General features: G+C 63.6%; 16 protein-coding genes and 2 pseudogenes. 12 read left to right on the top strand and 6 right to left on the bottom strand.

The features are described from left to right. Positions 1 to 28 precede the first annotated feature (28 nt). The gene (locus tag EOC93_RS16520; protein WP_126104207.1) at positions 29 to 2,119 is read left to right on the top strand and encodes a TRAP transporter permease; all 2,091 of its coding nucleotides are present in this window, start codon (positions 29 to 31) and stop codon (positions 2,117 to 2,119) included. Then, entirely contained in the window at positions 2,116 to 2,493 is a 378-nt protein-coding gene (locus tag EOC93_RS16525; protein WP_127205144.1) for a DUF1850 domain-containing protein, read from the top strand. The genes EOC93_RS16520 and EOC93_RS16525 overlap by 4 nt, the downstream gene beginning before the upstream one ends. A 44-nt stretch (positions 2,494 to 2,537) precedes the next feature. On the opposite strand, the pseudogene EOC93_RS16530 reads toward EOC93_RS16525, so the two are convergent. From EOC93_RS16530 to EOC93_RS16540, 3 genes and pseudogenes are all read right to left on the bottom strand, one after another. After that, a pseudogene (locus EOC93_RS16530) lies at positions 2,538 to 4,133 on the bottom strand (DUF4166 domain-containing protein); the annotation flags it as partial. Between the two features lie 60 nt (positions 4,134 to 4,193). Continuing rightward, on the bottom strand, positions 4,194 to 4,637 hold the full coding sequence (locus EOC93_RS16535) for a DCC1-like thiol-disulfide oxidoreductase family protein (RefSeq protein WP_126104204.1): 444 nt from the start codon (positions 4,635 to 4,637) through the stop codon (positions 4,194 to 4,196). A gap of 193 nt (positions 4,638 to 4,830) precedes the next feature. Then, entirely contained in the window at positions 4,831 to 4,977 is a 147-nt protein-coding gene (locus EOC93_RS16540) for a hypothetical protein (protein ID WP_023801394.1), read from the bottom strand. A 408-nt stretch (positions 4,978 to 5,385) separates the two neighbouring features. On the opposite strand from EOC93_RS16540, the gene EOC93_RS16545 reads away from it, so the two are divergent. Next, on the top strand, positions 5,386 to 5,892 hold the full coding sequence (locus tag EOC93_RS16545; RefSeq protein WP_095484717.1) for a ferritin-like domain-containing protein: 507 nt from the start codon (positions 5,386 to 5,388) through the stop codon (positions 5,890 to 5,892). A gap of 151 nt (positions 5,893 to 6,043) precedes the next feature. Beyond that, on the top strand, positions 6,044 to 8,578 hold the full coding sequence (ligD, locus tag EOC93_RS16550; RefSeq protein ID WP_127205145.1) for a DNA ligase D: 2,535 nt from the start codon (positions 6,044 to 6,046) through the stop codon (positions 8,576 to 8,578). Between the two features lie 3 nt (positions 8,579 to 8,581). Here the strand turns inward: ligD and EOC93_RS16555 are convergent, their stop codons facing one another. Then, positions 8,582 to 9,256 carry a winged helix-turn-helix domain-containing protein gene (locus tag EOC93_RS16555; protein WP_127205146.1) on the bottom strand — a complete coding sequence of 225 codons (675 nt, stop codon included), beginning with the start codon at positions 9,254 to 9,256 and terminating at the stop codon, positions 8,582 to 8,584. A 68-nt stretch (positions 9,257 to 9,324) separates the two neighbouring features. Here EOC93_RS16555 and EOC93_RS16560 point away from each other — a divergent pair, with 68 nt between their 5' ends. The 3 genes from EOC93_RS16560 to EOC93_RS16570 all read left to right on the top strand — a co-directional run bounded on the left by EOC93_RS16560 (position 9,325) and on the right by EOC93_RS16570 (position 10,326). After that, positions 9,325 to 9,552 carry a DUF1127 domain-containing protein gene (locus EOC93_RS16560; protein ID WP_127205147.1) on the top strand — a complete coding sequence of 76 codons (228 nt, stop codon included), beginning with the start codon at positions 9,325 to 9,327 and terminating at the stop codon, positions 9,550 to 9,552. Between the two features lie 100 nt (positions 9,553 to 9,652). After that, positions 9,653 to 9,985 carry an NIPSNAP family protein gene (locus EOC93_RS16565; RefSeq protein WP_095484713.1) on the top strand — a complete coding sequence of 111 codons (333 nt, stop codon included), beginning with the start codon at positions 9,653 to 9,655 and terminating at the stop codon, positions 9,983 to 9,985. Beyond that, positions 9,982 to 10,326 (top strand): antibiotic biosynthesis monooxygenase, encoded by a 345-nt coding sequence (locus tag EOC93_RS16570; protein WP_127205148.1) that lies wholly within the window; start codon positions 9,982 to 9,984, stop codon positions 10,324 to 10,326. The genes EOC93_RS16565 and EOC93_RS16570 overlap by 4 nt, the downstream gene beginning before the upstream one ends. Before the next feature lie 48 nt (positions 10,327 to 10,374). On the opposite strand, the gene mbfA is transcribed toward EOC93_RS16570, so the two are convergent. Beyond that, positions 10,375 to 11,358 (bottom strand): iron exporter MbfA, encoded by a 984-nt coding sequence (gene mbfA, locus EOC93_RS16575; protein ID WP_126104199.1) that lies wholly within the window; start codon positions 11,356 to 11,358, stop codon positions 10,375 to 10,377. 178 nt (positions 11,359 to 11,536) lie between these two features. On the opposite strand from mbfA, the gene EOC93_RS16580 reads away from it, so the two are divergent. The 5 genes and pseudogenes from EOC93_RS16580 to EOC93_RS16595 all read left to right on the top strand — a co-directional run bounded on the left by EOC93_RS16580 (position 11,537) and on the right by EOC93_RS16595 (position 15,599). Then, entirely contained in the window at positions 11,537 to 11,860 is a 324-nt protein-coding gene (locus tag EOC93_RS16580; RefSeq protein WP_095484710.1) for a hypothetical protein, read from the top strand. A gap of 204 nt (positions 11,861 to 12,064) precedes the next feature. Then, positions 12,065 to 13,042, top strand: a complete 978-nt coding sequence (locus EOC93_RS16585) for a threonine/serine dehydratase (protein ID WP_127205149.1) — start codon at positions 12,065 to 12,067, stop codon at positions 13,040 to 13,042. Between the two features lie 93 nt (positions 13,043 to 13,135). After that, a pseudogene (locus EOC93_RS16590) lies at positions 13,136 to 13,787 on the top strand (glutathione S-transferase family protein). Then, positions 13,784 to 13,909: a hypothetical protein gene (locus EOC93_RS35395; protein ID WP_281033145.1), complete on the top strand. Its 126-nt coding sequence runs from the start codon at positions 13,784 to 13,786 to the stop codon at positions 13,907 to 13,909. The pseudogene EOC93_RS16590 and the gene EOC93_RS35395 overlap by 4 nt, the downstream one beginning before the upstream one ends. Before the next feature lie 19 nt (positions 13,910 to 13,928). Beyond that, complete coding sequence (locus EOC93_RS16595; RefSeq protein WP_127205150.1) at positions 13,929 to 15,599, top strand: cyclic nucleotide-binding domain-containing thioredoxin-disulfide reductase; 1,671 nt, start codon at positions 13,929 to 13,931, stop codon at positions 15,597 to 15,599. A gap of 10 nt (positions 15,600 to 15,609) precedes the next feature. On the opposite strand, the gene EOC93_RS16600 is transcribed toward EOC93_RS16595, so the two are convergent. Beyond that, a complete protein-coding gene (locus tag EOC93_RS16600) occupies positions 15,610 to 16,746 on the bottom strand; it encodes an ABC transporter permease (RefSeq protein ID WP_095485096.1) in 1,137 nt (378 codons plus the stop codon). Between the last annotated feature and the right edge of the window lies 1 nt (position 16,747).

Genomic DNA, 16,747 nt, shown 5'->3' on the forward strand with positions numbered 1-16,747 from the left:
GGAGGGGCGCCCGCCAGGAAACCCGCCAATGACCGATACCCCGACCATTCTCTCCCCCACCGCCGAAGCTCCGGTCGAAGGGCTGCCGCCGGGTTTCGGCGAAGGCATCGCCGGCAAGGCCGCCTTTCTCATCGCCGTCGCCTTTTCCATCTTCCAGATCTACATCGCCGCTTATGGCAGCCTGCCGAGCCAGGTGGTGCGCGCCATGCATGTCGGCTTCTTGCTGCTGCTCGGCTTTGGCCTGATCGCCAATCTGCGCGCCACAAGCATCCCGGCGAAAGCAGCGTTCTGGGCACTCGGCGTGCTCGGATTCGCCACCGGCCTGTATAATTGGGTGTTCTATGCCGACCTCATCCGGCGCTCCGGCTTCCTCACCACGCCGGACCTGATCGTCGGCACGGTGCTGGTCGTGCTGGTCTTCGAGGCCGCGCGGCGGTTGATGGGGCTGCCGCTTGCCCTGATCGCCTTGATCTTCCTCGCTTACGCATTTGCCGGCAATCACCTACCGTCGCCCTTCATCCATCGCGGCTATGATTTCGCCCAGCTCGTCGACACCTTCGCCTTTGGCACGGAAGGCATATACGGCACGCCGGTCTACGTCTCGGCCGCCTACATCTTCATCTTCGTCGTCTTCGCCGCCTTTCTCGAACGCGCCGGCATGATCGCGCTGTTCAACGATTTCGCCCTTGGCCTGGTCGGGTCGTGGCGCGGCGGCCCGGCCCAGGTCTGCGTCCTGTCATCGGCGCTGATGGGCACCATTTCCGGCTCCGGCGTCGCCAACGTGGTGGCCAGCGGCCAGTTCACCATCCCGCTTATGAAGCGCTTCGGCTTCCGCCCGGCTTTCGCCGGCGCCGTCGAGGCGACCTCCTCGATGGGCGGCCAGATCATGCCGCCGGTGATGGGTGCGGTCGCCTTCATCATGGCCGAGACGCTGAACATCCCCTATGCCGAAGTGGTCAAGGCGGCGATCATCCCGGCGCTGCTCTATTTCGGCGCCTGTTTCTGGCAGGTGCATCTGGAAGCCGGCAAGGCCGACCTGCACGGCATGGCCAAAGCGGATCTGCCCAATCCGTGGGACGCGGTGAGAAGACATTGGCCGCTGGTGCTGCCGCTTGCCGCGCTCATCTATCTGCTGTTTGCCGGCTATACGCCGATCTTCGCCGGCACCATGGGGCTGGCGCTGACCATCGTGCTCATCCTCGGCACGCCGCTGGCGGCGTTGATCGGGCCGCTTGCCTTCCGCATTGTCTTCTGGCTGGCGCTGGGGCTTGCCGCCGCCTCTTTCATGAAGTTCGGCGTCAACATCCTCAGCCTTGTGATCGCGGCGCTCGTCATCGCTTGCTTCACCTTCAGGGGCGGACGCGAGACGTTGCAGATATGCATAGACTCGCTTGCCGAGGGAGCAAAGAACGCGCTGCCGGTCGGCATCGCCTGCGCCATTGTCGGCATCGTCATCGGCACGCTGACGCTCACCGGCATCGCCTCGACCTTCATCGGCTGGATCATCTCCATCGGCGAGAACAACCTGTTCCTGTCGCTGCTGCTGACCATGCTGACCTGCCTGGTGCTCGGCATGGGCATCCCGACCATCCCCAATTACATCATCACCTCGTCGCTGGCCGGGCCGGCCCTGTTGGCGCTCGACGTGCCGCTGCTGGTCAGCCATATGTTCGTCTTCTATTTCGGCATCATGGCCGACCTCACCCCGCCGGTGGCGCTGGCCGCTTTCGCCGCCGCGCCAATGGCCAAGGAGAGCGGCCTCAAGATCGGCATCCAAGCCACCAAGCTTGCCGTCGCCGGCTTCGTCGTGCCGTTCATGGCGGTCTACACCCCGGCGCTGATGTTGCAGGACGCCGGTCCGATCGCCGCCCAGTTCGGCTATCCCGTCGAGGTCGCCTATATCGTCGCCAAGGCCTGCATGGGCATCGTCCTGTGGGGCGCGGCCGCTGTCGGGTTCCTCGCCCGGCGCATGGCCTGGTGGGAACGTCTCGTCGCCTTCTGCGCAGGCGCGCTGCTGGTTGCCGCGCTGCCGCTCACCGACGAGGCCGGCTGGGCGCTCTCTCTTGTCTGGATCGGCTGGCACTGCTGGCGTGCACGGCAGGCGTCCGGGACCGCATGAGCCTTTGTATCCTGGCCGCCGGCAAGACGGTGACGCTGGCTGTCGCCGCTTTCACGCTGTCCTGGACGCATTCGGTGGAAAAGACACATTGGCAGGAAGACTGGAAGGTGATGCCTTCCGGCCTGCAAATCGTCGAGGCACGGATCAAGGGCTCGGGCGCCGGCATGGAGCCGCCCGAGGGCGCGCTTCTGCGGGACGGCTGGTGGGCCTACACGCCCCCGACCAAGCCTCAGCCGCGCCTCGTGCTCGCCGCATCCGGCGCCACCGGCGAAGGCTGGACACTGTGCACGGTTGAAGACTGCCGCGAACTGGGCAAGGCGGCCGGCGGCACGATCGTGTTGGAACCGTGCGAGGGTTCGAGCCAGCCGCGATAGCGCACGATTAATCCAGTGAGCGGATGCGAGATCTCGACATGGAAGCGGAAGCGGCCGTTCTCCACGCTCTCAAAAGATGTCGAGCGCGGGCAAAGCCACATCGGCAGCTTCAGGCCAATAATGCTCCAGCGGCTCAGCACGAGCGACAGCCGGTTCTCCTCGGCGACCAGCGCCATGGCGAAGGTCAGCGGGCCGAAGCGTTCGCACAGCAACCACTCGGATCGGCCGCATCCGGCGAACTGGCGGCTGGAGAAACCCTGCCCGCCGAATGTCCGCGTCCAGGTTTCTTCGTTTTCGTTGGCGTGGAAGCGGACATCGACCGGGATGTCGTCACGGGTCTTCGGAAACCCGACCAGCCAGGCTGCAAGCCGGCCAAACATATTGCCTCCGCGCTCGACGCTGGCGCGTCCCTGCGCCTTGGTCGTGCCATCGTGCATGGCGCGGATCTCCTTGGGCAGGTTTTGCCAGGCGTCGCCGAGCAAGGCGGCGTAGAGCGGCTTGTCCGCATCGGCGGTATCGTCCCTGAAGCCGGTATGGATCGTCCGGTTGGCAAACAGCGCTTCATAGTCCTCGAGTTCCAGGTCGCGCACGGCCGCCCGCGCTCCTGGCGCAGGCATATGTCCGTCCAGCGCCTTGCGCACCAGCGCCTCGACCGCCATCGACGGGATCAGCGGCCCGTCATTGCCCTCCGCCAGCAGATGCCATGAGCGCCTGACCGGCGTACGCGACCGATCCGCGCCTTCCACCGCGACAAACATGCCGCCGCGATGCTCGCCCCAGCGCAGCCGGTTGCTCGCCCAGTGCATGAGCGAAGCCAAGGGCAAGAGCGAGCGGACCAGGCCGGCGCGCACGAGCCAGGCGAGACCGATCAGAGCGCGGTGCAGCACTTCCGGCACCGGCCCGGCGCCCATCCAGATCGTCTGTGCCTGCGGCCAGAGATCGGCGAGCGCCCGCAGGTCCGGCACGTCGACCAGCGAGAACAACGTGCTCCTCAGCGGCAGGCGGCCGGGCGGCGCGATCGTGTAACGCATCTGTTCGGTGAACGGGTGGCCCTGCGACGGTTCGCCGTCGCGTGCGAGCTGCACTGGTTGTCCGGCATAGCCGGCAATGGCGCGGATGACGTTTTCGCCGACCCCGGCAAAGGGCGACGGCGCGATGCCGCCACGAATGGTCTCGACCCGCGCCATATCAAGAGATAGCCGGCGCACCGCCGCTGCCGTCAGCACCGGAAAGCTGGAAACTCCGGACAGCACGAAAAGACCGGTCTCGCGCGCCGCCGCGTCGAATGCAGAAACGCCGGCGACGAAATTCGACCCGTCGGCGAGATCGAGATAGTTGACGCCCTGGGCGATACAGGCCTCGATAACGCGGTAGCGCCCCTCGCCATAGGCCTGGAACGGACCGCTGGCGTCGACCATCGTGTCGGGACGCAATGAGGCCAGTTGCGCCGCAAGATCGCCGTCGCGGTCGAACTGTGCCGGCACGAGCCGCGCCTCAGCGCCGTGACGGCTCCCGCAATAGGCATTGGCTTTGGCAAGCGAGCGGCCGGCGATGATCAGCGTCAGGCGCGGTTGGTTCTCCAGCAGTTCGACGATGCGGCCGCCAAATGTGCCGTAGCCGCCGACGATGAGAACCTTCATCGGCTGCTCTCCCAAGCGCTGCCGCCTCGGGTAGCGCAGAAGCTTCCCAGGAGCCTTCGCTTAGCCAATCAGCCGCCCTTTCAGTTCAGCGGAGGGGATCTCGCAACTCTCTTTCCTGCCGAACAGCGCGTACCGGTTCTTCGCAATGCGGTCATAGAGCCAGTCGCGAAGCGGGCGCGGCAGCAGGAGGAAAGACCTCGCCGCCCGCCACGGCCAGCCCAGTTCGGCCATGACGGCGACGAAACTGTCCAGGCGGGTGAAGGCGGCGCCGTCGATGAGGACCAGATTGGTCTCGTAGCTATCCGTCCGCAGCCCGTATTTTCGAAACAGCGCTTCGCCGAGCGGCGACTGCGCCGTGGCGAAGCGGAAGCGGCTTTTGGGGTCGAGCCTGACCACCATGCGCACGAAGCCCGAGCACAGCACACAGACGCCGTCGAACACGATCAACGGATGGCTTGCATCGAAGGCTGGCTTTTCAGGAGGATGGTTTGGCTGGGTGGTCACGCGGGTCCCGGCTGCTTGGTGTCAAACGACACTAAGCTTGCCGGCGGCGAGATCAAAGCCCCAGAATCTCAGAACCTTGTTGTCGCACGCCGCCGGTCGGCGAGCGCAGAACGCTCCGTGCGATAGGTGGTCGCACGGTGATCGGCGGCCGGCCTGCAGATCCGGCTGTCATGACGGCTTTCCATGGTCGTCATCAGTGCGCGCTGATGCCGAGCGTGTGGCCGCGGCGTGCGCAAGCAGGGCCTGGGCCGCGCATGTAATAGCGCTCCGGCCGGTAGGTCGGCGCGACGAATTCGCGGATGGCGGCAGCGTAGCCGATGAGGTGCGTCAAGAAGTTCATTTTACCTGTCCCTGTCCCGATTTCGGATGTCCCTTCCGAATTGCGAGGATCATAGCGTCGAGGCGTGAATAGTCGGTGAACACGATGTTAATATCTGGTCGAAAATGCCTTGGTTCATGGCCGCAATGCGGCTGATTCGGGGTCTTTCCATGCAGTGCGTCGACATTTCGGTCGATGTGACTTTTGCATCACATATGTTTCGTTTGGATGTCGCTGCGGCGCGCTTCTGTTTCAGCCTTGGCCGGTGCCGCGAAATTTCCGTGCTTGCCCAGGGAAAGTCAGGAACCCGTCCGATAGCCGCACGTTGACGACAAGAGCCGCACCAACCCGGCTCCAGCAGACAGCGGCTTCCGTGCGGAACCGCCGCCGGAATCCCAACACAGCGAGAACGATGGAAAGGCAAAAGCCATGGGTTTCTTTTCGAAAGACATCAAGACGCTGGACGACCTCTTCGTCCACACGCTGCGCGACATCTATTACGCCGAAAAACAGATCGAGAAGGCGCTGCCGAAGATGATCGACAAGGCGACCAATCCGCAATTGAAAGCCGGCCTGGAGAAGCACCTCGGGCAGACCAAGGGCCATATCGCGCGCGTCGAGAACGTGTTCGAACTGCACGGCGTGAAGGCCAAGACGGTCAACTGTCCGGCCATCGACGGCATTCTCGAGGAAGCCGATGAAGTCAGCGGCGACATCGACGACAAGGATGTTCTCGACGCCGCCCTGATCGCATCCGCGCAAGCGGTCGAGCACTATGAGATAACCCGTTACGGCACGTTGATTGCCTGGGCCAAGCAGCTTGGCCGCAGCGACTGCGCCAATGTCCTGGCCAACAACATCAAGGAAGAGCAGGCTACCGACCGCAAGCTTACCGAGATCGCGGAGGCCAAGGTCAACCTTCAAGCCGCCGAATAGCACTCTCGATCGAGGCAACGCCGGGCAATCCGGCGTGCCTCGCTTTTCGCGGGGCCGGAACTGAAACGATTTCTATCCGTTCAAGACCTCGTGCCGGCGTCGCCAAGCCGAAGCCTCGACGCCATAGAAAATCCGCATAGGATCGCGTGTCATGGCCAGCCTTGAGCAGTATCACGCCAAGCGCGATTTCAAGAAGACTGCCGAGCCGGCCGGCAAGGTCGTTCGCAGCAGGAAAGGTGAGGCCGGCGGCATCTTTGTCATTCAAAAGCACGCCGCGACACGGCTGCATTACGACCTTCGCCTCGAACACAATGGCGTGCTGTGGAGCTGGGCGATAACCCGGGGCCCGAGCCTCGATCCGCATGAAAAGCGGTTCGCCGTGCATGTCGAGGACCACCCGATCGACTACGCCTCCTTCGAGGGCACCATTCCCAAGGGCGAATATGGCGGCGGCTCGGTCATCGTCTGGGACGAAGGCAGATGGCAACCGGAGACCGATCCGGCCCAGGCGATGAAAAAGGGCCATATCAGCTTCGAGTTGCACGGCCACAAGCTGAACGGTCTCTGGCATCTGGTGCGCCTGAAGCCGCGTCCCGGCAAAACGCGCGACAATTGGCTGCTGATCAAATCCGACGATTCCGCCGCCCGGCCGGGCGAGGACATCTTGCTGGAGGCGCCAGAATCGGTGAAGTCGGGCATGACGATCGAGGAGGTCGGCGAAGGCAAGACCGCCGATGGCAAGAAGCCAAGGGTCTGGCATTCGAACAAACGGCTCGCTAGCAAGGCGAAGGCCAAGGCGGCAAGGCAGCTCGAATTCATTGAACCATGCCTCGCCACACTGCAAAGGGATGCCCCTCCCGGCAAGGAATGGCTGCATGAGGTGAAATTCGACGGCTACCGCATGCAGGCGCAGCTTGCCGGCACCGAGGTGCGGCTCTTGACGCGCACCGGCCTTGACTGGACGGACAAGTTCGGCGGCGAGATTGTTGCGGGACTCGGGCGCCTGAAATGCATGGATGCCATCATTGACGGCGAGATCGTCGTGCTGGCGGACAGCGGCGTCTCGTCCTTCGCGCTGCTCCAGGCGGATCTGTCGGCGCGCCGCACGGATCGTTTTCTCTATTACGTCTTCGACCTGATGCGTCTCGACGGCGAGGATCTGCGCACAGAGCCGCTGGTCGAGCGCAAGCAGGCTTTGCAGGACTTGCTTGGCAAACAGCCAGACAATTCGGCAGTCCGCTTCAGCGACCATTTTGCCGAACCGGGCAAGGTCATGCTGGAGCACGCCTGCCGCATGGGGCTGGAAGGCATCGTCTCCAAGCGCGCCGACGCGCCCTATCGCAGCGGCCGCGGCTTGTCCTGGGTGAAGTCGAAATGCACGCTTCGCCAGGAATTCGTCATCGGCGGCTACCTGCCGTCGGAGAAGACCGGGCGTGGATTGCGCTCCTTGCTGGTCGGCTACCATGAGGGCGGCAAGCTGCACTATGCCGGCCGTGTCGGCACCGGCTTTTCGATGCAGGGCACCAACGACCTGAAGAAGAAGCTTGATGCTCTGAAGGCGAAGACCTCGCCCTTCGACAGGGCGCTACCGAGGGGCAAAGGGCTGGGCAAAGGAGTGGTTTGGGTGAAGCCAGACCTTGTCGGCGAAGTGGAGTTCCGTACCTGGACGTCCGACCGTATAATACGCCACGCCTCGTTCCAGGGATTGCGCGAGGACAAACCGGCGGAGGAAGTCGTGCAGGAAAAGCCAAAGGCGCCCGCGGGCAAGGCCGACACCAAGGCAAAGCCGCCCGGGGGGAAGGGCACCTCTGTTGAATCCTCGGAAGCTGCTAAAACCGTCGTAAAGCTTTCTCATCCCGACAAGCTTCTGTGGCCGCAGGAGAAGGTATCGAAGCAGGGCCTGCTCGATCACTACGCTTTGGTCTGGCCGCGCATGCAGCAATTCGTCGTCAATCGGCCGCTAAGCCTGGTGCGCGCGCCGGACGGCGTCGAGGGCCAGCGCTTTTTCCAGAAGCATGCATCGGCCGGCATGCATGACAAGATCGCCAGGATGAAGGATCCGACGGACGACGAGGAGATCCTGTTCATCCGTGACTTCGACGGTGTCGCTGCCTTGGTCCAGCTCGGCGTGGTCGAGATCCATATCTGGGGCTGCACCATCGACGAACTGGACAAGCCGGACCAGATCATCTTCGATCTCGATCCCGACGAAGGCGTCGACGTGAAAGCGGTGCGCGCGGCGGCGCTCGAAATCCGCGGTAGGCTCGATGAGCTGTCCTTGCCGAATTTCGTCAAGACGTCGGGTGGCAAGGGCTACCATGTCGTCGTGCCTCTGAAACCATCGGCGGATTGGGATGAGGTGAAAGACTTCGCCCATGATTTCGCCCGCGCGCTGGAACAGGCGGCACCCGACCGCTACACGGCGACGCTGTCGAAGAAGGCGCGCACCGGAAAAATCTTCGTCGACTATCTGCGCAATAGCCGCGGCTCGACCACGGTGGCGCCTTATTCGTCGCGGGCCAAGAAGGGCGCTACCGTGTCGATGCCGGCGACCTGGGCGGAGATCGAGGCCGGACTGGCGCCGAACGCATTTCCGATCGGCGACAAGACGACGCTGAAGCAGTTGGCCGAAGCCGATCCGTGGAAGGATTTTTTCAGGCAGGGCAAGGTGCTCAAGCGCGGCTAACAATCAAGCGAGAAACACCTTCTCGAACGCCTGCTTGCCCGTCGGCGAAAAGATCACCGCGCGGCTGTCTTTCTCGCGCCTTGCCCATTTTTCGGCAAGGATCTTGTCGAGAATGGCGGCGCCCAGCGTGCCGGCAAGATGTGAGCGCCGCACGCTCCAGTCGAGGCACGCCCGGCACACCGGTCGTCGCGCCTTGCTCTCGACACCGATGCCAATCGCGGCAAAATACGAGGCGGCCGACGGCCCAAGCCTGATCTCCTTGTCGTCGCGCAGGAGCACTTGTCGAGCGACAAGGCGGTCGAGCATCGCCACGGCCTGTTCTCCGGCGAGGTGGTCGTAGCAGACACGCGCCACGCGCATGGCCGCATCACGGGGACCCGGCCGGACCCGCTGCGGCCCGACCGCTGCGGCGACACCGGTGATGGCTTCGATCATGCCAGCCACCTGCGGCCCGGCGAGGCCGTAATAGCGATGCCGCCCCTGGCTTGCCAGCGTCAGCAGCCCGCCCTCCATCAGTTTCGACAGATGCGAGCTGGCGGTCGGCAGCGACACACCGGCTTCGAGCGCCAGTTCGCTCGCCGTCAACGCCGTGCCGCCCATCAGCGCGGTCAGCATGTTTGCCCGCGCCGGATCGCCGACCAGGCTGGCGATGCGGGCTATATCTGGTCCTTCACGCATAGTTCGTTCCTCATCGAAGCATTCTTGTCAGATAACCACTAACCTCCACTGAGATCAAGGAGACGACGATGACTGCAAAAACCGTTCCCGACGCCGTATCCACTGGCCGGTTCGGCCGCCGGCCGTTTCCGTTCTTCGTCTTGCGCCGGTTGCATTTGCGGCTTCTGGCGCGGTGGCACGACCGCTATCTTCAGCGCCTCGACCTTGCCGAGATCGACGAGCATCTTTTGCGCGACCTTGGCCTGACGCCGGAAGACGTTCGCCACGAATGCGCGAAATCCTTCTGGCAAGCATGACCAGCGGAGAAATTGCCTAGCACACTAGAACCACTGAACATTTCGACACCGCTCGAACTGTGGGCGTCAAGAATGCATCCACCCGTCTAGGAGACAAAAGATGACCATCACCTGCTTTATCCGCTACGAGATCGACCCGTTCGGCAAGGCGGCGTTCGAGGAGTATGCCCGCAACTGGGGCCAGGCCATTCCGCGCTGCGGCGCCGATCTGATCGGCTATTTTGCTCCGCATGAAGGCTCGGCCACGACCGCCTACGCCGCCTACAACATCGACAGCCTGGCGGCTTACGAGGCCTACCGTGCCAGGCTGGCCGCCGATCCGGTCGGCAAGGCGAATTACGAGTTCGCGCGGCGTGAAAGATTCATCCTGAAGGAGGATCGCATGTTCCTGAAGCTGGCGTCCGGGCCGCATGCCTCTCTGGTGAAATTATGATCGCCGTCATCTTCGAGGTCGAGCCGGCAGCGGGCAAGCGCGATGCCTATCTCGGCCTCGCCGCCGACCTGCGCCCGCTGCTCGACGGCATCGACGGGTTTCTCACTATCGAGCGCTTTCAGAGCCTCACTGACCCGAATCGCATCCTGTCGCTGTCGTTCTGGCGCGACGAGGAGGCGGTGAAGGCCTGGCGCAACACGGAGGAACATAGGCGGGCGCAGAAGGCCGGCCGTGGCGGCATCTTTGCCGACTATCGTCTGCGCATCGCCCATGTCGTGCGCGACTATGGCCTGACCGAACGGGCCGAGGCGCCTGAGGACAGCCGGGGGGTGCATGGGTGAGTGGACCGGCGTGGCTCCCTTCCCCCCCTTGTGAGAGAAGGGAAGAAGCTAAGCATTCCCGATCAGCACGCCGGCCGCAAACACCAGCGCGCCGCCCAGCACCACCTGGAAGGCGGCGCGCCAGAACGGCGTCTGCATGTAGCGGTTCTGCACGAAGGCGATCGCCCATAGCTCGAAGAACACCACGACCGCAGCGACAATCGTCGCCGTCCAGAAAAACGGGATGAGGTAGGGCAGCGCGTGGCCGAGGCCGCCCAGCATGGTCATGATGCCGACTGTCAGCCCGCGTTTCACCGGCGAGCCGCGGCCCGACAGCTTGCCGTCGTCGGAGGCCACCTCGGTGAAGCCCATCGAGATGCCGGCGCCGATCGAGGCGGCAAGCCCGACCAGAAAGGTCTGGAACGTGTCGTGCGTGGCGAAGGCGGCGGCAAAGATCGGCGCCAGCGTCGACACCGATCCGTCCATCAACCCGGCCAGTCCCGGTTGCACATAGGTCAGGATGAACTGGCGCTGCTCGGCCGCGGCTTCCTCGTTCTTCACCGCGCCCGGCACATGCTTTTGCTCCAGCCGCTGCGCCAGCGTCTCGTGGCCTTGTTCGGCCACCGCCAGATCGTCGAGCAGCTTTCGCGTCGAGGCATCGCTGGTGCGTTTCGCCGCCTCGACGTAGAACAGATACGCCTGCCGCTCCATCGACTCGGCCTGTTGGCGCACATGCTCGATACCGAGCGGCCTGACCAGCCAGTCCGGCTTGCGCTCGTAATAACCTTTCACATGCTCGCGCCGGATCAGCGGAATGCGCTCGCCGAAACGCTCGCGGTGAAGCTCGATCAGCGAGTCGCGATGGCCGTCCTCCTCCTCGGCCATCTCCTCGAACACCTTGGCCGAATGTGGAAAACTATCTGCCAATCCATCGGCATAGGCCCGGTAGATACGCCCGTCGTCTTCCTCGGAAGAGATGGCGAGCGCCAGGATCTCTTGCTCCGAGAGCGATTCGAAGGGACGGCGGCCAAAGCCGAAAACACGGGAAAGCATGAGAAATTCACCATAGTTTAGAATAGTTCTAAACTATGGTCTGGTGCGCCGTTGGTCAATCGCGCCCGTCGCCCGGAGGTTCAAAATTATTGGTTCCGGGGGATCCTCCGCCGCCCTTCACTATTGGCGAATGTTCACCTATATAGCCGAACCTAAGCCAAGAGAAAGGAATCCGTAGATGCCGGCAAAGCAGCCCACCCATGCGTTTGACCCGAAACCTGTTCTCGACCTCATCGCCAATATCGAGGCCGACCTGCAGCGCCTGAAAGGCCTGGTCGAGCAGCAGGTCGAAAAATTCGATCCCGCCAATCCGCACAACAAGGCCCCCGACGGCAAGCTGACCGAGGAGGGCGTCGAGTGCTGCTACCGCATGTTCGACGAGGGCAAGTCGCGCTATTCGGTTGCCCAGCAGATGAAGATCTCCTTCGCCGCCGCCACCCATCGCTTCAACAACTGGCGCAAGATGGGTGGCGCCAAGCGGCGACGGACGCTTTTGGGGTGAGGAGCGGTCGGCGAAGCCGATCAATCGACAACGATTTGTCGATTGAAGCGACGAACGCCCGGAGCCATAGCGGAGGGCCGGGGAGCCGGTAGGCGACAGGCACGCCCGCTTTCCTGCCCAAAGGCGAATTGTGTCGGTCACATTTTTTCAGTGGTGCGTGGCCTGGTTTTCCGTGCACCATGGGCGATCACACAGGACCTCGCCATGACCTCGCCTCCCGGCATCGCCGATATCCGCGCCGCAGCATTGCGATTGTCAGGCTTGATCGTCGAAACGCCGCTGATCGAATCGCCGGAGCTGAACAAGCGCTTCGGCGCCAGGATACTGTTCAAGCCGGAGACGTTGCAGCGCACCGGCTCGTTCAAGTTCCGTGGCGCCTACAACAAACTGTCTTCGCTCACCGCGGAAGAACGCAGCCGCGGCGTCGTCGCCTTCTCGTCGGGCAACCATGCGCAAGGCGTCGCCGCCTCGGCGGCGATGTTCGGGGTCAAGGCAGTCATCGCCATGCCCACTGACGCGCCGACAATGAAGGTCGGCAATGTCAGGAAGATGGGAGCGGAAGTGGTTCCGTTCGACCGTTTCCGCGATGACCGAATGACGGTCGTTCGCCCTTACATGGAACGGGGTATGGTCCTGGTTCCGCCATTCGACGATCCGGCCATCATCGCCGGCCAGGGCACGATCGGCCTCGAGCTGATGGCGCAGGCGAAAGCGCTCGGCGTGAGCCTCGATGCGGTCGTCATTCCCTGCGGCGGCGGCGGCTTGAGCAGCGGCATCTCCATCGCGGTCAAGGATGCATCACCTGGTACGGCCGTCTGGGCGGTGGAACCCGAGCATTTCGACGACACCTGTCGTTCACTGGCCAGAGGTGCGCGGGTTTCGATCGAACCTGGCCACACTTCGATCTGCGACGCGCTCCTCACCACCGAGCCGGGCGCGATCACCTTCGAGATCAACCGCAGGAATCTTGCCGGCGGCATTGCCGTTTCCGACAAGGCAGCGGCACAGGCGATGCGTGACGCCATGGCCCATCTCAAGCTGGTGGTCGAGCCCGGCGGCTGCGTCGGGCTGGCCGCGCTATCGTCGGGCGAAATCGAGCTATCAGGCAAATGCGTTGCCGTGGTGCTCTCCGGCGGCAATGTCGATTTCGGCACCTATGCTGAGATCATGGCGGCGGCTTAGGTGGCGACCAGTTCCGGGCCACGCGGCCGGTAAAGGTGTCAAAGCGTCCCCTGCGTGTCCAATCGAACCGGTACCATTCAAGGACAGACAGGAATGAAACTGTTCTTCAGCCGCAATCCCAATCCTCGCCTCGCGGTCGCGGTGGCACGTTATCTCAACGCAAAGGTCGAGTTTGAATTCGCCTCCCCCTTCGCTCCCGGGCAGGCCGAGCGATATCGCCCGCTAAATCCCAATCTTTCATTGCCCATACTTGTAGGCTCGGGAAAAAGCCTCTGGGAGGCCGACGCCATCGCCTGCCGGCTTTCACGACGCGCATTCGGATCTCTGGCGCACCGGCGACGACGAACCCGAGATGATCCGATGGCTCAGTTGGGGGAAGGAGAACTTCGCAAGAGCTTGCGACGTCGTGCATTTCGAACGCGGGACGAAACAGCGATATGGGCTCGGCCCGATCGATCAGGGCCGGGTTGAGGAGGGCCTGAGAGACTTCCGCACTGCCGCTGCAACACTCGAGGCCGCGCTTTCGGAGCGAGAATGGCTGGTCGAGAATTCGGTTTCCTACGCCGACTTTCGAATGGCGACGTTTCTGCCGTTCAACGATGTCGCCAGATTGCCGCTCGCCGACTATCCGTCTGTCGGCCGTTGGTATCGTCAGTTTGAAGAAATCGACGCCTGGCGCGATCCTTTCAAAGGGCTGGATGCGCCTGAATTGCCGCCGGTACCGGCTCAGGCCAAGCCGGCATGAAACTCGACCCGAATGGTCATGCCTATCGGCACAACCCGACGCGCTTCAAGCGCGCTGTTTCACAACCTATCCGCCAGCGAGACTCCGCTTTTTTGTTGATCAAAACGGAAAAACAACGCTAATTGGCTCCCGCGAGGGACCATGCTGACAGTTGATGAAGTGGGAGCGATCCCGTTGTTTTCGGGGTTGCCGGCAGGCGAGCTGGAGCGGCTGGCGCGGACGGCGGCCGACCTTCATCTCAGCCCCGGAGAGTTCGCGGTTCATGAGGGCGGAGAGGCCGCGCTGTTTGCGGTTCTCGCCGGCAAGATCGAAGTCGTAAAGACCTTCGACGGCGTCGAGCGGACACTCGGCTGGCGGCTGCCGGGAACGATATTCGGTGAGGTGCCGATTGCCTTGGGCTCGGGTTTTCCGGGCGGGTATCGCGCCACTGAGCCGTCCCGCGTCATGCGGCTCGAGGTCCAGCAATATTATTCCATCGCGGCGGTTTCAAAGGACGTGGCCCAAAAGGTCAGCGCGCTTGCGCGCGAGCGGATGGGCGGGCTGCAGAGCATCACCGCCGAGCCGCAGAAGCCGCGCGTGACACTGGTCGGCCATCGCTGGGATACGGCGTGCGGGGAGCTGCGCCGGTTTCTGGCCCGCAACCAGATCTCATTCACTTGGGTGTTGCCCGACACATCGGATGCCGAGGCCTTCTGGTCCGCCACGGGCAGGCCGGCTCTCGATGGTCCCGTTGCCCGGCTGGCGGACGGAGAGATCATGGAAAGTCCGGCCGTGCGCGATCTTGCCATTCGCCTCGGGTTGCAGACGCGCCCGCGCGGCGCCGAGTACGATGTGGCGATCATCGGTGGCGGCCCGGCCGGCCTTGCCGCGGCGGTCTACGGCGCATCCGAGGGGCTGCGCACGATCGTCGTTGAGCGCGAGGCGCCTGGCGGACAGGCGGGGACATCGTCGCGGATCGAGAACTATCTCGGCTTTCCCAGCGGAATTTCCGGCGACGAACTGGCCAGTCGCGCGCTGCAGCAAGCAAGACGGCTGGGCGCCGAAATCCTGGTCACCCGCTCCGTCGCCGGCATCGATCCTGTTACGCACGATCTGTTTCTCGACGGCACCGATGTCGTGCGGGCGCGCAGCCTCATCCTTGCAACAGGCGTGACATGGCGCCGTCTCGGCATAGACGGGTTCGACCGGCTTATCGGCAAGGGTGTCTACTACGGAGCCGCGCGCAGCGAGGCAAGCACCACCCATGGACTGGATGTCTTCCTGATTGGCGCCGGCAACTCGGCCGGCCAGGCAGCGCTGCATTTTTCGGGCCATGCGCGCAACGTGACACTGCTCGTGCGCGGCCCGTCCCTTGCAGACAGCATGTCCCACTATTTGATCGAGCAGCTCAGGGCGAAATCGAACGTAAAAGTCCAGCTTCGGTCGGAAGTCCAGGCCGTGCACGGTGAGACTCACCTGACGGCGATCGACATTCTCGACAAGGCGACCAACGAGGTGAGCCGGCACGATTGCGGCGGGCTGTTCGTTTTCATCGGCGCCAACGCCGAGACCGAGTGGCTGCCGGCCGATGTCGTGCGCGATGCCCGCGGATACGTGCTGACCGGGGACGATGTGAAGAAGGCCGGGGGCTGGTCGCACGACCGCGATCCCTATCTGCTCGAAACCAGTGCGCCCGGAATCTTTGCCTGCGGCGACGTACGCTTGAGTCCTGTCAAGCGGGTTGCGTCAGCGGTCGGAGAAGGGAGCATGGCGATCGCGTTCGTTCACCAGTATCTGGCGAATGAAGAGAAGGCCAAACGCGGCCAAAGCTAGGCCACAGGCCTTAGTCCAGCGTTCGGCGGAACCGCACCAGCGCCACGCCGGCGAAGAGCGCCACGAACCCGACGAGCCAGCCGATCTCGGTTGCGACCGCCGGCAGTTCGGCGCCCTTCAGCATCACCGCGCGGATGATGCGCAGGAAATGCGTCAACGGCAGGATCTCGCCGAAGATCTGCGCCCAGCCGGGCATGCCGCGATAGGGGAACATGAAGCCCGACAACAGGATCGACGGCAGAAAGAAGAAGAAGGTGAGCTGCAGCGCCTGCATCTGGGTGCGCGCCATCGTCGAAATGGTGTAGCCGAGCAGCACCAGCGCCAACACGAAGACCAGGACCGCCGCAAGCAGCAGTGACAACGACCCGGTGAAGGGAACGCCAAACAAAAGCTTGGCCGCCGCCAACACCACCACCACTTGCACGGCGCCGACCACCAGATAGGGCAGCACCTTGCCCAGCATGATTTCAAGCGGGCTGGACGGCATCGCCAGGAGATTCTCCATCGTGCCGCGCTCGGTCTCGCGCGTCAGCGCGATCGAGGTCATCATCACCATTGTCATCTGCAGGATGACGCCAAGCAGGCCGGGCACGATGTTGTATTGCGAGATGCCTTCCGGATTGTAGCGCCGGTGCACCACCACCTCGAGCTGGCCCCGGGCAGCTTCGGCGGCCGTTTCCTGCATGCCGCGTGCCCTGAGCAGCGCCTGGTTGGCGACCGTGCCGAGCGTCGAGATGGCGCCGCTGGCGACGGCTGGGTCGGTGGCGTCCGCTTCGATCAGGATCTGCGGGCTGTCGCCGCGCTCGACCCGCCTGGCAAAATCGGCGGGGATGGTGACGACGAAGGCGACGTCGCCGCGCGCCATCAGGAATTCCGCCTCGGCGGCACTTTGCGCGACATGGTCGAAGCGGTAGTAGCCGGTGGTCTGCAGCGCCGAAACCATGGCCCGCGTGTAAGGATCGCTGCTCATCGCCACCAGGGCTGCCGGCAGGCTCTTCGGATCGTTGTTAATGGCATAGCCGAACAGCACCAGCTGCATCAGCGGCACGCCCAGCATCATGGCGAAGGTGATGCGGTCGCGCCGCATCTGGATGAACTCCTTGATCAGCAGCGCGCCGAGCCTGGCGAAGGAAAAGACGCTGTTTATC

It is taken from the genome of Mesorhizobium sp. M6A.T.Ce.TU.002.03.1.1 (assembly GCF_003997275.1).
GTDB lineage: Bacteria > Pseudomonadota > Alphaproteobacteria > Rhizobiales > Rhizobiaceae > Mesorhizobium > Mesorhizobium mediterraneum.

Coding starts and splice junctions, on each gene's coding strand:
- EOC93_RS16540 (WP_023801394.1), bottom strand. CDS start 4,977: ATGAACTTCTTGACGCACCTCATCGGCTACGCTGCCGCCATCCGCGAA.
- EOC93_RS35395 (WP_281033145.1), top strand. CDS start 13,784: ATGAAACTCGACCCGAATGGTCATGCCTATCGGCACAACCCGACGCGC.
- EOC93_RS16595 (WP_127205150.1), top strand. CDS start 13,929: ATGCTGACAGTTGATGAAGTGGGAGCGATCCCGTTGTTTTCGGGGTTG.
- EOC93_RS16525 (WP_127205144.1), top strand. CDS start 2,116: ATGAGCCTTTGTATCCTGGCCGCCGGCAAGACGGTGACGCTGGCTGTC.
- ligD (WP_127205145.1), top strand. CDS start 6,044: ATGGCCAGCCTTGAGCAGTATCACGCCAAGCGCGATTTCAAGAAGACT.
- EOC93_RS16545 (WP_095484717.1), top strand. CDS start 5,386: ATGGGTTTCTTTTCGAAAGACATCAAGACGCTGGACGACCTCTTCGTC.
- EOC93_RS16580 (WP_095484710.1), top strand. CDS start 11,537: ATGCCGGCAAAGCAGCCCACCCATGCGTTTGACCCGAAACCTGTTCTC.
- EOC93_RS16520 (WP_126104207.1), top strand. CDS start 29: ATGACCGATACCCCGACCATTCTCTCCCCCACCGCCGAAGCTCCGGTC.
- EOC93_RS16585 (WP_127205149.1), top strand. CDS start 12,065: ATGACCTCGCCTCCCGGCATCGCCGATATCCGCGCCGCAGCATTGCGA.
- EOC93_RS16565 (WP_095484713.1), top strand. CDS start 9,653: ATGACCATCACCTGCTTTATCCGCTACGAGATCGACCCGTTCGGCAAG.
- EOC93_RS16555 (WP_127205146.1), bottom strand. CDS start 9,256: ATGCGTGAAGGACCAGATATAGCCCGCATCGCCAGCCTGGTCGGCGAT.
- mbfA (WP_126104199.1), bottom strand. CDS start 11,358: ATGCTTTCCCGTGTTTTCGGCTTTGGCCGCCGTCCCTTCGAATCGCTC.
- EOC93_RS16560 (WP_127205147.1), top strand. CDS start 9,325: ATGACTGCAAAAACCGTTCCCGACGCCGTATCCACTGGCCGGTTCGGC.
- EOC93_RS16570 (WP_127205148.1), top strand. CDS start 9,982: ATGATCGCCGTCATCTTCGAGGTCGAGCCGGCAGCGGGCAAGCGCGAT.